Genomic DNA, 15,373 nt, shown 5'->3' on the forward strand with positions numbered 1-15,373 from the left:
TCCAACGGCCCCCTCTTCATCCTAATTCAACATGGAATCAAACTTAGTACGTTGTTTTTAATTCTACCCTTCTGTTTTTTGCTCTTCCTACACTTGTTTTATTATCGGCGATTGGTTTGGTTTCTCCAAATCCGGTTGCAGTGAGACGTGATTCCATAATTCCTTTTCCCATCAGGTAAGTTTTTACAGATTCTGTTCGTTTTTGTGAAAGAGTCATGTTATAAGCATCTTCTCCTCTGTCATCTGTATGTCCTTCAATGATCAAATTCGCAGCTTCATATCGTTTCAGAATAATGGCCAGCTCATCAAGTTGTACCAGCGATGCGATTTTGAGTTTATCAGAATTTGTTTCAAAGAAAATTTTGCTGGCTATTTGTGTAATTTTTTTGATGTCTTCCTTCGCAATTTCAGGACAGCCCTTGTTGGCTATAGTACCTTTGATAGCCGGACAGCGGTCTTCATTGTCAGCCACGCCATCGCCATCGGTATCAGGGCAACCTTTAAGAGCAAGTGTACCCGCTAAATCAACACAGGCATCTTCTTCGTTCACAATACCGTCTTTATCATTGTCAAGCGGACAACCACTTGCATCCACAACATATCCCGCTTTTGTTCCGGCGCATTTGTCATCTCCATCAGCGACTCCGTCTTTATCGGCATCAGGGCAACCGTTTAACGCGGCCAGGCCTGCAAGCGCCGGGCATTTATCATCTTTATCTGTAATGCCATCTCCATCGGTATCAGGACAACCTTTTAATTCTGTAAGACCGGCAACATCCGGACAAGCATCGATATAATCCGCTATTCCATCTTTGTCTTTATCGAGAGGGCAACCGGTGGGATCTACAGCGACTCCGGGTGGAGTGTCAGGGCATTTATCCAGACGATCCGCTATACCATCTTTATCCGCATCTTTTTTGTTGCCCAGATTGAATGACAATCCAACCATGTGAAGCAGATATGCGTCATTTTCCGCACCTGTAACACCATCTCTTGTATCAGCTGTTGAGTAAAGGAAAGTTTCCTGAACATTCAACATGATAGAAGGTCCCATTCGGAAATTTATTCCGGCACCAAACGATGGTGCTATAAAATCAACTTTCTTTTCAGTGATGCCAACATTTCTGTCGAACAGCATGGCACCGCCTCCAACAAACAAATATGGACGCACAGGTGAAGCAGGGCCCAGGATATTGAATCGAAAATTCACTGTCACGGTTGACATATCCCTTCTGAATCTGCCCGCAGGGCGATTGAATCCAATTGCTCCTTTTGTCGCCAGTAAATTTATATCAAGGTGACTACCTATATATCTCGAGAGGGAAATACCTCCAAAACCATACAGGGACATGTCTGTCTTATAAAAGTCATTACCCAAATCCCCTTTGTATTGTCCGGCTCCGCCGTGTAATCCAATGTTCCACTTTTTATCCTGCGTCTGAGCAGAAATCAATCCTGAAAACAGGAGGCAATATGTAATGAGTAACAATTTTTTCATAATGATCTTTGTGTAAAATTTTCATCAAAGGTCATTCTATTAGATTGTTTCGAGTTATACTATAAATTTTATTTGTTACACAATTCACACTTTTCAAATGTTAAGGATTTCCCTTATCAAATATTGATATGAATTGTTTTGAAGGTAAAGAGTATAAAATGAATTGTGTACCTTTGAAATCACATTATTGAATCGAGTCCGTAAATTAAATTTTAAAAATTGCGGATAGGTGCATATGAGATCATCAGTTTTTTCGAACTTAAACATCTGCCATTTGAAACTCTATATCAAATTCATGGTTAGTATCCGCTGCAAATTGCTGGTGAAGGATATTTTGAAAAGGATGGGTTTGCATTATTCAAATGTTGTCCTCGGTGAAGCGGAAGTTCTGGAACATATTTCTGATGAACAAAGAGTTGCCCTGAAAACTGAATTGGCAAAATCCGGTCTGGAGTTGATGGATGATAAGCGATCCATTCTGATTGAAAAGATCAAGAATATAATTATTGAGATGATTCACTATTCGGATGAAATACCGAAAATTAAATTTTCTGATTACCTGGGTGAAAAGCTGGATTACGATTACACGTATTTGTCAAATCTTTTTTCTGAAACGGAAGGAACAACAATTGAACATTTTATTCTTATCCATAAAATTGAAAAAGTAAAGGAGTTGATTTTATATGATGAACTCAATTTAACTGAAATTTCATACAAGCTCCATTACAGTAGTGTGGCACATCTTTCAAATCAGTTTAAAAAAATAACAGGACTGACGCCTTCTTTTTATAAATCCCTGGTGCACAAGAAGCGCAAGTCGCTTGAGGACATCTAATAATGGATTTGCAGAATTTGCCGGTATTTTTTCAGGTTTATTTTATTTAACCAGTCTGCAGGCTTGCAAAGGATTTGTACTTAATTCTCTGAATAGTAATTTGAATGACTTATTTTAATTAGGTTCATTAGAGTAATTTAATTTATAAGTCATCAGCATCAGAATAATTGTCTTTAATACATGTTGCCCTTTGATTTAGCTTTTTATGATTCATGTTACTTGATGTTTAAATGTGTGAATTATATAACAAATAGTAAAAGTTGTGTAACAGTAAAATATCTCATAATGGATACTTTTGATGTATTGGAAAAGCAAAAATTTGTTTTGTGTATTTCAATGAACATTTTAAAATCAAACTCATGGGAAATCTGCTTTATATCATTGCCGTAATTTTAGTGATTGGTTGGCTTATTGGTTTTGTTGGTTTTCATACAGGTGGTCTGATACACATCTTATTGGTTATTGCTGTTGTAGTTGTTCTGTTAAGAATAATTCAGGGACGCAAACCTTTATAAAATTGTCTGTTCGACATTCGTCGTTTTTATAGGCAGACTAACCATTCTATGAACAAGGTATGGATGCTAATAATTTTTTGGCTGGGAATTTCCCCGTTGTCTGCTCAGAAGGCAGTACAACAGAATATTCAAAAGGTTGCACCTTCTGATTCAATTGTACCGGGAAAAGGCGCACCAGAAAAACAATTGAAGAATATAAAAGATGAAAAAGTAGAGCACTTATCCGACTCTGCAGGGAATGAACCAAAGAAAAGCGCTTTGGTGGACACGACGCTTCAGAATAAGTATGGTGATTTGCTGAATGATGATACCACGTATAGCAAACGTTATCCCATTTGGATTCCTGCTCTGGAATTTTTGGGATCAGATGCGATCACCTGGGCAGGCGACAGATATCTTTTGAAAGCGGAATATGCGCGTATCAGTTTTTCAACCTGGAAATACAATATTAAAAACGGTTGGGAATGGGATGTCGACCGATTTGGAATTAATTTCATTGGTCATCCTTACTCCGGGACTCTTTCTTATAATGCCGGTCGTTCGAATGGATATCCTTACCTGACCTCCTTCTCCTTTGCTGTAGCCGGCAGTCTGATTTGGGAATACTTCGGTGAAAACACAAGACCATCTTACAACGATATAATTAACACACCTATTGACGGGGCCTTTCTTGGGGAAATACTATATCGTTTGAGTTCCAATTTACTGGATGACCGGACGCGTGGATTCAAGCGGGTTTCTCGTGAACTTCTTGCCGGCTTAATAAATCCGGTTCGGGGATTCAACCGAATCCTGCAGGGTAAAACATTTCGGGTTACAAATAAAGAAGTGTATCAGAAAGAACCTTTGAATGTTACACTTTATGCAGGATTACACAAAATCAATTCCTCCATTAATCCGTCATTTTCAAAAGGAACAAACAGCGAATTGATTAATGTGCAGTTTGACTACGGAAACCCTTTTGAAGTGCGGGACAGAAAGCCATTTGATTTTTTTAAGTTTCGTACAGAACTGAACTTTGGTGTTGGAAGAAAGATCCTTGATAATATTACCGGCTATGGAATATTAATAGGGAAAAACCGAAACTATGAAAAGCATTCATTGCTTGCCGGAGTTTTTCAATACTATGATTATTGGGATAACAAAACATTTGAATTGGGTGCAATTGCATTTGGGGGTGGTCTGTTTTCGAAATTACCATTGAGTAAGAAGTCTGATTTATATACCAATATTCATTTAGCTATTGTTCCTTTCGCGGGGAATAGTACACATTTTGGTCCCGATACTTCCCAGTTCAGGGATTACAATTTCGGAGATGGTTTAGAGGCAAAATTTGAAAGCACTCTGAATCTGGGGAAAGTCGCCTCTCTTTCAATGGTCTATTATTTTTATGTTATTCGTACATATATCGGGTTGCCCGGTAATAATTTTATAGGAATTTTGAAACCGAAACTTACAGTCTGCCTTTATAAAGACCTAAGTATCGGATTTGAACATTTTGTATACTATAATGACCGTTACTTGCGTGACTATCCGGCAATTCATTCAGTACGAACAGAACAGAAGATATTTTTATCTTTATATTTTGAAGACAAACAACGGAGAGGGCACTACAATTGAAGTGGAGAAAGAAAAATCCTGTTAATTTACTTAATGGTGTAAATCCTTTAAAGATACTGATTGTTGTCCTGCTTTTCGGAGTATTGGATTTATCGGCTCAAGATACTTTAATTCATCCGGCGAATCACAAATACAATTTTTCTGAGTTCAGACACGAAACCGGTTTGCTTTTTAAGAGTCCTGTAAAATGGAATGGGAATGACTGGATAAAATTTGGTGCAACAGCAATCATCACTTATGGAATCATGTTTGCAGATGAAGATGTACGCCGGGCTTCTCTTGATAATCCAAAATATGCGAAGAGCGTTCCTATGGAAATCGGAAAACAGTGGGGAGGATTTGTAGTTGTTCCAGTATCGGCCGTGTTGCTGTATTCCCATGGATTGTTGGCCCGAAATCCAACAACAAAAAAGCTTGGATTTGAGATTGCTCAGGCTGCATTGTATTCTGAGACAATTTCTTTTATCACAAAAGGATGCGTTGGTCGTTCCAGACCCTTTACCGACAAAGGTGCCAAAGATTATAAACCATTTACTTTTTTCGACAGTCCGCACAATTCATTTCCGGCAGGGCATATAGACGCTGCCTTCGCGTTATCAACTGTACTTGCAAGAAATACAAACTCAGCATGGTTGAAAGTACTTGTCTATATTCCGGCAGGTCTCTCTGTGGTTTCCCGAATATATCAGGATGAACATTGGGCTTCGGATGTATTCCCGGGAGCTGTTCTCGGTTATTTTGTAGCGACCTGGGTTACATCGCATCACGAGGAGACTATATCCCGTGTTCAACTTAGTTCTCTCTATCCGTTCGGCCTTACAATTTCCCTTGACTGATTCGTAATGCATAATTTTAAAATTTTATTGTTAATCTTTTTCTCCCTGTTTTTTCAAACGGCTGTCTTCTCTCAGATAAAGCCGGAGGTCACTTCACCAGAAACCCCGAAGGAAAAAAAACTCGAAAAAAAGCTGGCAAAAAGACTCTATAGTTTACCACAATTTTGGAATGAGACAAAGTTGTTTGTCAAGCAACCAACGAAGTGGACGGGAGGAGATTGGTTAAAAACCGGGGTGGCAGTTGCGTCCACATTTGTAGTTATGCCCTTTGATGAACAGATAACTAATTCAACCCAGGGTGAACAAAGGTATTATTACAGTGCACCTATTGTCGGCGGACGAATTTATGGAGAGTGGTATTCAATTGGTGGAGTTGCTGGAGTATTTGGTGCAGTTGGCTTGATCTCGGGTGACACAGCAGCAAAAAAAATCAGTATTGAATTATTGCAGGCCGGATTGTATTCAGAACTGGTAACTACAGTACTCAAAATTGCCATTGGACGGAAACGTCCGGTTGTGACAGAAAATGCATTTTCATACAAACCGTTTACACTTGTTGAATACAATTATCATAGCATGCCCAGTGGTCATACCACCAGCGCTTTTGCTTTATCAACAGTTATGTCCAGACACGCAAGATCTACAACATTGAAAATTATCGCGTATGTTCCTGCTGGCTTTACAATGTTTTCACGAATCTATCAGCATCAGCACTGGTTGTCGGATGAAATTCTCGCGGCAGCGATCGGGTATTTTACAGGAAATTGGGTAGTGGATCTCCACGAAGGGAAACGTCATAAAATTAATGTTACATCCATATACCCGCTCGGAGTTACCTATTCGTTCAATTAAGCGGATTCATAGAGACTGCCCCGATCTGATATTTTATCATCTAAAATTTATTCACTTCCTAAACTAAAAAAAATGAAAACAAAAAATATCGGTTTGCTGCTGATCGTAATCGGAGCTATTATGATGATCTATACAGGATTCAGTTATGTTACAACAAAGAAAGTTGTGGACATCGGTCCGATTGAAATTAATAAAGAACAAAAACACCCGGTACAGTGGTCGCCATGGGTTGGAGGATTACTGATTGCAGGTGGTGTTGTGTTTTTATTCGTCAATAAAGACAGGAAATGACAAAGTGTGAATGTTGTAACATATTATGAAAGTTATGTAACAGCGTTGCTTGTGTGATATGGACATTTGTGTAAAATATTGTCAATACACATTATTATGAAAACGCAAAAAATTAAATTGTATGTTGCCTTAACTGTTTCCTTGTTTGGTACAGTTGGAATGGTGCATGCTCAAAAGGGTGAATTCGGTGTTCGCTTAATGCCAACATTTTCATCATTTGATTTAAAATCATCCGGAGGAAACACTATTTCGGGGATGTTACTTACGGCTTTGGAGCCGGCGCGTTTCTGGGATTTAATTTCTCTGAGCATGTTGGTGTCCAGGCAGAAATAATCTACAACAGAATTTCTCAGAAATACACTGAGTTTGATGTTGAAAGAGAAGTAAAATTGAATTATGTGAATATTCCACTTCTGCTTTCGTTGAATACCGGTAAATCAAAATCGTTTAATTTCAATATGGTAGCCGGTCCGCAGTTGGGATTGAGTGTGGGTAGTAAAATGACAACAACAGGCGGTGATGGTACGGTTCATTCTCAGGCAATTCTTGCTGTGAAGAAAAGTGATGTTGGTGTGGCCTATGGTGCAGGTTTTGATTTTGGTTTGAATGCTGCCAAAACCGTGCGGTTGGGTGTCGGTTTTCGTGGTGTATTCGGACTGGTTGATATCAGTGATAACAGTAAAAGCGTAACTACTGATTCATATTACATTCTCGAGAAGACTAAAATAAAAACATACTCAGGGTATATTGGCTTATCCATTTTGATTTAATCTGCTGCGAACGGATTCATTCCGGGTTAGTGTTCATGAGTTAAGCCCGAATCAACATGGTTCGGGCTTTTTTTGACATTTATCTTTTACAATGGAATTGAAATTTAATAGTGATTGATCCGTGTAGATATGTTCATTGATGATTTGTGTTTCAATGTGTGAATCATGTAACTCTTTTTGTTAATTGTGTAATAAGGATAGCGCGAATTAAGCGGAACTTTATAATATCAATCACACGCAATTTTGCGAAATATAACCATCAAATTTACAAGCGATGAATACTTTAGGAATAAAAGGAAACTGGAATGAGCAAAAGGGTAAATTAAAACAAAAATACGCCCAACTCACCGATGATGATTTACTGCTTATCGAGGGAAAACACGATGAATTATTTGGTCGTCTTCAGATAAAGCTTGGTAAATCAAAGGAAGAAGTGGAACGCATTATTGCGGATTTGTAATCGTTCGTACGATTTTCACCCACATTCATTATTGTTCATTAATTTAAATCAAAATCAAATATGAAAAATTCAATAAAATTAGTAGTCATCCCGGCGTTTTTAGCCGCGACTGTGTTTAGCGGTTGTAATTCTCCGGAACAAAAAGTTGACAATGCGCGCGAAAATGTTCAGGACGCAAAACAGGAACTTAATACAGAGCAGGCGAATGCCAATGCCGAAGCTCAAAAAGCCGCGAGTGCCGAAGAATGGAAAGTATTTAAAAGTGAAACACAATTGAAAATAGAAGATAACGAGAAACGTATCGCTGAATTAAAAATTAAACTTAAAAAGCCGGGCAAATTGCTTGATCCTGCTTATCAAAAACGTATTGACGCTCTTGAATTGAAAAATCAGGAAATGAAATCCAGAATTGATGCATACGAGAAAAATCAAAGTAATTGGGAAACTTTTAAAAGAGAATTTTCTCATGATATGGATGAGCTTGGAATGGCTATAAAGGATTTTACGGTAGATAATAAGAATTAATAGAGTACCTTACAGGGAAATGAATTCCGGCCTCCTACCAAATCAGGTATCAGACTGATTCGAAAAGCTTAAAGGCATGGATACTAATGAACTCGAGAAATCGAAAATGCATATTACGGTGGAGATCATTGAATATATACCAAATTCTGTGGTGATAAAAACTATTTTAAAGAAATCCACCGGAAATATCAGTGTGATGTCATTTGATAATGGAGAAGGATTGACGGAAAAGACAACTCCCTTCGACACATTTGTGCAGGTAATTGACGGAGCGGCTAAGTTAGTAATCAGCGGAGAGCCCCATTTGCTTCAAACGGGTCAATCAATTGTTATCCCTGCTCATGCTTCACATGTAGTCATTCCGAACGGAAGGTTCAAGATGATCATGACAATTATTAAAAGCGGGTACGAATAAGTCGTTTAAGAAAAAATGCACCAAAAGGTGTGAATGATGTAAATTATTTTTATTTAGATGTAATTGTTTTAAAGGTAAGGTGCCGAACTTTGTGGTGTAATAATTTCATTACAATTAATACTTAAAGAAATGACAAATATCACACCCACAGCTGTTCCGATCAAAGGAAACTGGAGCGAACAGAAAACCAAACTCAAAGCAAAATTTACGACACTCACCGATGCTGATCTCCAATACGAGAATGGTAAAAAGGAAGAAATGATGGATAAAATCCAAATCAAATTGGGTAAAACCAAAGAAGAACTGGCTGCCATTATTGCTGCCCTTTAATTCATTGAAAATTTAAAGCGCCGTGGATCATTATGATTCACGGCGCTTTTATTTATTTTTTCTTCCTGAAGAAATTATTTTGGAACTATACCGGTGGGTGTACCGGATATCCCCTGGGAATACCATGTAGGGTTGCCTGTATCTGATCTTGTAAATCCATAGGCCGAATTTGAAGTGTAAACAACAATCATGTTTCCACTCGCTGAACCTCCAATGGTGGTACCCGATAATCCCTGTGAATACCATGTGGGTGAACCCGAAGCTGAGGTCATAAAGCCATATGCATCTGTGCTGGTGTAAACAACAACACAATCTTTTCCGTTCACAGTTGAGCCTACGGGAGTACCCGACATTCCTTGTGAATACCAGGTAGGATTGCCTGAAGTTGATCTTGTAAAACCATAGGTGTCGGTGGTTGTATACACTACGATAGTATTACCACTTGCAGTAATACCTGATGGTGTTCCCGACAAGCCCTGTGAATACCATGTTGGATCCCCTGAACTGGAAAGACAAAACCCATAAGCATTATTTGAAGTGTACACGACAATTACACTATCCGTAGCAATTGCTCCCAGCGGAGTCCCTGACATTCCCTGAGAGTACCAGGTTGGGTTACCGGAAGAAGACAATGTAAATCCATATGCATCGGAATTTGTGTAAACGACTATCATCGTTCCGTTTTTCGTGCTAGAGAGATTTGAATATCCTGAAATATTACTGGCATTCGTGTTTTCAGAATACAATGCGTAAGGAACGCTTAAGAGTTCGGTTGTTCCACTAATTGTATAGTTATTTCCTCCCTGAAGATCGCTTTGCGTTTTAATGAAATAGGGGCCATCACTCCAATTAATGGTTGAAAAATTACCGGTCACTACGGTGCCGGTTCCAATTGCGAATGTTGCAAGTCCGTTTTGATTGGTTGTTGGATGCTGAGTTTCCACGAACACAGGTGTCCCACTTGCTGATCCGCGCAGAATACTAACTTTCATCCCGATGGCGCGATTGATCACCAGACTGTTTGTGCTGTCCCGAATCACTGCCTGATAAGACATTTTTTGAGGTGCCTGGGCAAAGAGCTGAATGGAAAACAAAAGGAACAGGAGGATTTTACAAAATGATTTCATTTTATTCTGATTTAATGATCTTAGAAGTGATTGACTCTTTTTCATTACGAATTTTTAGAATGTAAATCCCGGGAGAAAGCCCGGAAAGAGAAATGCTGTGTTGATTTCCTTGGATTACATCACTAAGCAAAAGATTGCCATGAACATCATAGAGCATAGAATGCAATGCCTGATTTTTTTCGCTATTAATTTGTATGATCAACTGATCAGATGCAGGATTTGGAAAGATGGAAGCAGAAAATGTCTTAGGCAATTCTTCAATATTGATAGTCAATATTTCAATAGGCTGTTGAACGCCTTCCGAAATTTTACCTGAGCCGGAGGAGACATTGATATAATTTACCTGTCCGATGGAGTAGCTGATGCTGCCGGAACTTCCTGTTGCTTCACCTCCAGCTGAAACTGTATTGGATTGCGCTAAGCAAGGAGACAAGAAAACCAGAGTGCAGGCGGGAAGAACAAGTTTTTTAAAAATTAGTGCTTTAGTATGCACACGCAATTTTAATTTAGTAAATCTTGAACTGATAAAAGAGTCCCGATCTTGCTCGAGAAAGGTATAGAAAAGGAGAAGGAATGGCCTGGTGAAATTCATGGTGAAATATAAGACTTTTACCTTATTCTTATACACACATGTTTTTTAATGATTTTCTAAGTCGCCAACTCAGAATTGGATTTAATCATACAAATTGTATGCTTAAGTCACCAAATTCCATTGTGAAGATTTGGTTATTTTGTAATAATACTAAATCTATCCTTCAGCTTCAAAAAAGGAGATTCAAAATACGTATAGCTCAACTTGCTAATGATAATTGTCAGAACCAGTGCCATGGGCGTATCGAGAAAAAACACCTGCCATAAGTGTGTGTTTATCGATAATTGTTTCGTGATAGAGATGGTGATGAGGATTCCGATAAAGTGCAAACAGTACATCCCGTAGGTTAGAGTACCAAGTTTGGAAATGGCTTTAAAGTTTGACATTTTGAAAAAGGAACGTTGCGCGAAAGTTTGCTCGAGGATGATCAGTAATATAACAAAAGCTAGAAACATTCTTTCAAAAATTCGCAAGACATAATGACCGGAAAACAGTTCATGTCTTAAAAAGAATAAAAGAATAAATGCAAGATAAATAGCGGCAATGTCAGATCTGGTCAATTGTTCTATATTTCTTTTGAAGCGTTCTGAGATGTTTACCAACCAGGCTCCAATTGCGCCAATCGTCATATCGCCGATGCAGGAAATTGTATGATGTTCATGCAATAGAAAATTGTCGTTGTATGCTCTGAAAATAAGGTTGCCCAAAATAATCACAGCAAATGGAATCCATAATTTCTTTACCGGGAACAGAAAAATAATGATAGGCCATACTAAATAAAATTGTTCTTCGATTGCTACACTCCAAAGTACTCCAAGTATAGAGGAGTCCGGCAATCCTTTGGTCAGGAAATCAAAATTATTCAGAAATGTCAGGTAGAAGAAGGGAGTTGCTGTTTCATGAGGAGTTTGTCCGAACAGTAATTTTATTTTTGGGAAAATTATGAAACCAAAGAATACACAGGAATAAAACAACGGCCATATTCTCAGAATTCTTCTCAGCCAAAAGTTCTTGAGTTTTATCTGACCTTTTAATTTCTTTTCTTCCAGGAGGAGAAACGTAATTAAGAATCCGCTCAATACGAAGAAGAAATTTACACCTATATTCCCATTTCCAAAAATGCCAATTTTTACAAAGTGATAAGTGGAGCTGGTTTTTAGCGCCGTTGATTCAGTATAAAAGCTATGGAAAAAAAAGACAGAGAGGAAGCAAAGAAACCTCAGTCCGTCAAGATTCTCAAAATAGATTCGCTTTTTCATGTGGTGAAACTTATGAGTTGTTTAAAATAATTGGGCCTGTTATAGACTTAGGTAGTTTCTGGATTTTGCAATTACTATCTTCAATTTAGAAATGAGAATGCCATGCCGTAATATTTTACAGCAAAACCATCTAATTAAAATAAGGGCTTACAAGTGTGAGTTTACTCTCGAAATACGGATGTCAAAATGGAAGTGCTCATGGTCTAAGCTTGTTATAATTGTATGTATTCAATTCATTCATAAAAAACATTTTGTACTTCCCGTGACGGAGAAGAATAAAATGAATGGAAATAAAATAATTCTTTAAAAAAAATGTAATAGTGATCGTTAGATCGAATTTGCCTTTTGTGTTTTCTTTAGGTGAAAAATCAACACTTTGAGCAAGGAAATTGAGAATTTCTTTTTGCCGAAATTGAATAAATGATAATTACATCAACAAAAATATAATTGATTTCCGAATATGGAATCCAATTCATTAAGTATTCCGCGAATATGAGAATTCTTGTTGCAGACGATTGGAAATTGGAGTCCAATGAATAAGTAAAACTCACTAGAAATGAAAAAAGTGATAAGTAATTATAAATATTCCCGCCGATATTTCATTGTATAACTACTAGCTTATATGCTTGAAAAGAAGAGAGGGTTTTGATTCCAACAAAGTAAACCCCGTTGGTCATGAGCGAAGTGTTAGAGTCCAGTATAAATTGATGTTTACCGGTATTCGCTATTCCGGAAAAGATAGTGCTGACAATTCTTCCGTGCACATCATAAATACCAAGCGAAAACTCTTCTTCATGGGAAATAGTAAATGAAACTATGGATGTACCCAAAGTTGGATTGGGGCTTATTTTCACATTGCTAAGTACAAGATTCGTTTCGGGTATGTTTGTGATTAGCGGAGTCACAACCATGTTGTCGGCAAGGTAGATTACACCATAATCCTGACAAAGTGGTGGATGACTGTCGTAATGAACAACTACACTATCAAAACCATTGACAAAACTACAACGGAGTGTATCCGTTGGATAGGTACCCGGAAAAGTTGCGGTACGGGTATTCGTTCCAACATAATTACCATTCAGATAGGCTGTAACGCGCATCGTTGCGGCATCATCGCAGCCAAGTTCCTGGCAAGCGTATAGAATCGAGAAATCTGTCAGGGTCTGATCAAATCTTATAAGTAAATCCGCCAGGAAGACACTGTTTGGATATAGGCATTGTCCTGAAAAGCCGGCAGGGGTGAAGCCAAGCACGTTTGCATTCTGGATCGAATAACCGGAGCCGGTAGCTGAAAAATGAGCGGTGATTCCCCGGCAGTCAGATCGAGTGGAAGAGAAGTAGAGGATGGGGCAGTATCAAAATCAAATAATATACTTTGTGAAGATGCATTTAAGCCGGAAACTGACAGGAATAAAATTAAGAACAGCTTTGACAGTGTATTGAAGAAATTTATTTTCCAGGTATTGATTAACCGGAATTGAGAAGGGTTCATGACCTAGTAGCTTTGAATGATGGAAACTGAAACACCGGCCTGAAAATAAATCAGGCTCTTTCCATTCATTGCAAAGATCAGCAATGACAACTAAATTGTACAGGATATTAATCAGCGAAAATGGAATTGTAAATTGGGTAATTACTTTTTTTTAGCAGCTATTTAGCGAAAAATTACCTTTTTGTAATCTCTGCTTTTCTTATTCTCAAATTTTACCATATAAATACCCGGTGTAAATTCAGATGTTGGAATGATTGTATGACTGATTAAATTTCCTGTCCAAATGACTTGTCCGGTTACAGTTGAAATTTCAAAAGTTGTCAGTCCAATACTTTTGTCAATCTCAATGATGAGTTGATCTGAAGCAGGATTCGGGTACATAAGTATTTTCAACTCCGGGTTTGAATCTTCGATCCCTGTAATAATCACATTCAAAACATTGGAAGAATCAGAGCTACAGCCCGCAAGTGTAACAATGACATAATAATCACCTGAGGCTGTTGCTGTATATGTCTGATTTGTTGCCCCGGCGATCATGCCATTGGAATTGTACCATTGATTTCCTACAGGTGAGCTCGAGGTAAGCACATTTAAAGATTCAGTGATCAATGGTGTAGCAGGCTTTGGATTGACATTCACCCAAAGAGAAGAATTTCCTCCCGCTCCAAAATTATTCACACCACTAACAGTGATAAAGCCTGAAGCAGCGCTTAACCCATAATCTACTGTTATCGAATTGGTGTTGCTGGTGCCGATAGCACCTGATAGTAATGTCCAGGTGTATGATGTTGCATTTGTTATCGGAGGGACTGTATATACAATTCCATTCGTCCCCTGACAAACGGTATTGATGCCGTTTAACGCTTCCGCACACTGTGGTACATGGTTGAGTACCACACGATAAAGAAGAAAAGTAACTCCTTCCATTCCGGAAGGCCAACTGTTCGTAAGACCACAAATAACTGTACCCATACAGGTATCATAAATCATTTTACTCCGGTAACCCCAGGTGGAACCTCCGTGGCCCCAATAGTCGGTGCCTAACGTTGTTGAACGATCCAGGCCTAATCCGTAATCATAATCAGGATTGCTTGTAGCGACGAAGGTGCTTAGTTCTGCAAGCGAGGATGCACTGATTATTTGTCCGCTAAATAGCGCGTGATACCATTGTGCCATTTCCGAAGAAGTTGAAAAAATGGATCCCGCACAACCTCCCGCTGAATTTAAACCGACCCGGGAAGTATCGTTATAATCAATGCTATTGTACCAGCGATGAGAAATAATTCCTCTTTCGGGTTCTTCGACATCGTAAAATGTACTATCCATGTTCAGAGGGTCTAAGATACTGTCCCGGATGAGTTGAGAAATTGAAAAACCTGTGGCACTTTGTGCAATCATCCCTGCGAGAATGTAATTCACGTTGGAATAATTCCATCCTGTTCCGGGTGCGAACGACGGTGCGCCGAGCCAGCTCAATACTTCATTCGGCGTAAAGACCCGTGTTGGATTGGTCATAATGGTATCCATCCATGGGGATGCAAAAATTGGATCAGATACTCCACTGGTATGATTCAGTAATTGTCGAATGGTGATGTCCGGATTGACGTTTGTATAATTTGGAAGCCATTCATGAACTGAATCTTCCAGACTCAGAATACCATCTTCCTGTAACATTAACATCATTGTTGATACAAATAGTTTCGAATTGCTTGCGATTCCAAACTCCATCTCTTTGGTAATCGGTTGTCCGGAATGTGAGACACCACTCGTTCCCTGCCAGATTCCTTGCCCGGGTATATACACACTGGCCGACATTCCTTTGATGTTGGAGATGGCGGAAACATAAGTGTCGAGAGTATCTTGCAGCATTGATGCAAGTTGAGGATTGAAGGTTTGGGCTTTTGTGTTAATTAGAAAAAGGAATAAAAGAGCGACCAGGGTAAATTTTTTCATTAT

The 15,373-nt window shown here is 38.6% G+C and carries 19 protein-coding genes; 13 read left to right on the plus strand and 6 right to left on the minus strand.

The annotated features are described in order from the left end of the window. Positions 1 to 43 precede the first annotated feature (43 nt). The gene (locus tag IPP86_02300) at positions 44 to 1,498 is read right to left on the minus strand and encodes an OmpA family protein (GenBank protein ID MBL0137347.1); all 1,455 of its coding nucleotides are present in this window, start codon (positions 1,496 to 1,498) and stop codon (positions 44 to 46) included. Positions 1,499 to 1,772: 274 nt separating this feature from the next. On the opposite strand from IPP86_02300, the gene IPP86_02305 reads away from it, so the two are divergent. The 12 genes from IPP86_02305 to IPP86_02360 all read left to right on the plus strand — a co-directional run bounded on the left by IPP86_02305 (position 1,773) and on the right by IPP86_02360 (position 8,947). Further along, positions 1,773 to 2,333 (plus strand): helix-turn-helix transcriptional regulator, encoded by a 561-nt coding sequence (locus IPP86_02305; protein ID MBL0137348.1) that lies wholly within the window; start codon positions 1,773 to 1,775, stop codon positions 2,331 to 2,333. Positions 2,334 to 2,692: 359 nt separating this feature from the next. After that, complete coding sequence (locus IPP86_02310) at positions 2,693 to 2,848, plus strand: lmo0937 family membrane protein (GenBank protein ID MBL0137349.1); 156 nt, start codon at positions 2,693 to 2,695, stop codon at positions 2,846 to 2,848. Between the two features lie 96 nt (positions 2,849 to 2,944). Next, positions 2,945 to 4,468 (plus strand): DUF3943 domain-containing protein, encoded by a 1,524-nt coding sequence (locus tag IPP86_02315; GenBank protein ID MBL0137350.1) that lies wholly within the window; start codon positions 2,945 to 2,947, stop codon positions 4,466 to 4,468. Beyond that, positions 4,465 to 5,304, plus strand: a complete 840-nt coding sequence (locus IPP86_02320) for a phosphatase PAP2 family protein (GenBank protein ID MBL0137351.1) — start codon at positions 4,465 to 4,467, stop codon at positions 5,302 to 5,304. Before IPP86_02315 ends, IPP86_02320 begins: the two co-directional genes overlap by 4 nt. A 234-nt stretch (positions 5,305 to 5,538) precedes the next feature. Continuing rightward, a complete protein-coding gene (locus tag IPP86_02325) occupies positions 5,539 to 6,156 on the plus strand; it encodes a phosphatase PAP2 family protein (protein MBL0137352.1) in 618 nt (205 codons plus the stop codon). A gap of 72 nt (positions 6,157 to 6,228) precedes the next feature. Beyond that, a complete protein-coding gene (locus IPP86_02330; GenBank protein MBL0137353.1) occupies positions 6,229 to 6,447 on the plus strand; it encodes a hypothetical protein in 219 nt (72 codons plus the stop codon). 96 nt (positions 6,448 to 6,543) lie between these two features. Continuing rightward, the gene (locus IPP86_02335; GenBank protein ID MBL0137354.1) at positions 6,544 to 6,780 is read left to right on the plus strand and encodes a hypothetical protein; all 237 of its coding nucleotides are present in this window, start codon (positions 6,544 to 6,546) and stop codon (positions 6,778 to 6,780) included. After that, positions 6,675 to 7,217: a PorT family protein gene (locus IPP86_02340; GenBank protein ID MBL0137355.1), complete on the plus strand. Its 543-nt coding sequence runs from the start codon at positions 6,675 to 6,677 to the stop codon at positions 7,215 to 7,217. Before IPP86_02335 ends, IPP86_02340 begins: the two co-directional genes overlap by 106 nt. A gap of 274 nt (positions 7,218 to 7,491) precedes the next feature. Then, positions 7,492 to 7,677 (plus strand): CsbD family protein, encoded by a 186-nt coding sequence (locus IPP86_02345; protein ID MBL0137356.1) that lies wholly within the window; start codon positions 7,492 to 7,494, stop codon positions 7,675 to 7,677. Positions 7,678 to 7,737: 60 nt separating this feature from the next. Further along, positions 7,738 to 8,202 carry a hypothetical protein gene (locus IPP86_02350; GenBank protein MBL0137357.1) on the plus strand — a complete coding sequence of 155 codons (465 nt, stop codon included), beginning with the start codon at positions 7,738 to 7,740 and terminating at the stop codon, positions 8,200 to 8,202. A 76-nt stretch (positions 8,203 to 8,278) separates the two neighbouring features. Next, positions 8,279 to 8,617 carry a cupin domain-containing protein gene (locus IPP86_02355; protein ID MBL0137358.1) on the plus strand — a complete coding sequence of 113 codons (339 nt, stop codon included), beginning with the start codon at positions 8,279 to 8,281 and terminating at the stop codon, positions 8,615 to 8,617. A 129-nt stretch (positions 8,618 to 8,746) separates the two neighbouring features. Then, complete coding sequence (locus tag IPP86_02360; protein ID MBL0137359.1) at positions 8,747 to 8,947, plus strand: general stress protein CsbD; 201 nt, start codon at positions 8,747 to 8,749, stop codon at positions 8,945 to 8,947. Between the two features lie 74 nt (positions 8,948 to 9,021). On the opposite strand, the gene IPP86_02365 is transcribed toward IPP86_02360, so the two are convergent. The 4 genes from IPP86_02365 to IPP86_02380 form a co-directional block, all read right to left on the minus strand. Beyond that, complete coding sequence (locus IPP86_02365; GenBank protein MBL0137360.1) at positions 9,022 to 10,074, minus strand: hypothetical protein; 1,053 nt, start codon at positions 10,072 to 10,074, stop codon at positions 9,022 to 9,024. Position 10,075: 1 nt separating this feature from the next. Further along, the gene (locus IPP86_02370; GenBank protein MBL0137361.1) at positions 10,076 to 10,567 is read right to left on the minus strand and encodes a T9SS type A sorting domain-containing protein; all 492 of its coding nucleotides are present in this window, start codon (positions 10,565 to 10,567) and stop codon (positions 10,076 to 10,078) included. Positions 10,568 to 10,800: 233 nt separating this feature from the next. Beyond that, positions 10,801 to 11,925 carry an acyltransferase gene (locus tag IPP86_02375; GenBank protein MBL0137362.1) on the minus strand — a complete coding sequence of 375 codons (1,125 nt, stop codon included), beginning with the start codon at positions 11,923 to 11,925 and terminating at the stop codon, positions 10,801 to 10,803. 599 nt (positions 11,926 to 12,524) lie between these two features. Further along, positions 12,525 to 13,178 (minus strand): T9SS type A sorting domain-containing protein, encoded by a 654-nt coding sequence (locus IPP86_02380; protein ID MBL0137363.1) that lies wholly within the window; start codon positions 13,176 to 13,178, stop codon positions 12,525 to 12,527. Positions 13,179 to 13,220: 42 nt separating this feature from the next. On the opposite strand from IPP86_02380, the gene IPP86_02385 reads away from it, so the two are divergent. Then, positions 13,221 to 13,406, plus strand: coding sequence for a hypothetical protein (locus tag IPP86_02385; protein MBL0137364.1), 186 nt, complete (start codon positions 13,221 to 13,223; stop codon positions 13,404 to 13,406). Positions 13,407 to 13,579: 173 nt separating this feature from the next. On the opposite strand, the gene IPP86_02390 is transcribed toward IPP86_02385, so the two are convergent. Then, positions 13,580 to 15,370: a serine hydrolase gene (locus tag IPP86_02390; protein MBL0137365.1), complete on the minus strand. Its 1,791-nt coding sequence runs from the start codon at positions 15,368 to 15,370 to the stop codon at positions 13,580 to 13,582. Between the last annotated feature and the right edge of the window lie 3 nt (positions 15,371 to 15,373).

The sequence above is a fragment of the Bacteroidota bacterium genome, from assembly GCA_016720935.1.
In the GTDB taxonomy this organism is placed as follows: domain Bacteria; phylum Bacteroidota; class Bacteroidia; order AKYH767-A; family 2013-40CM-41-45; genus JADKJP01.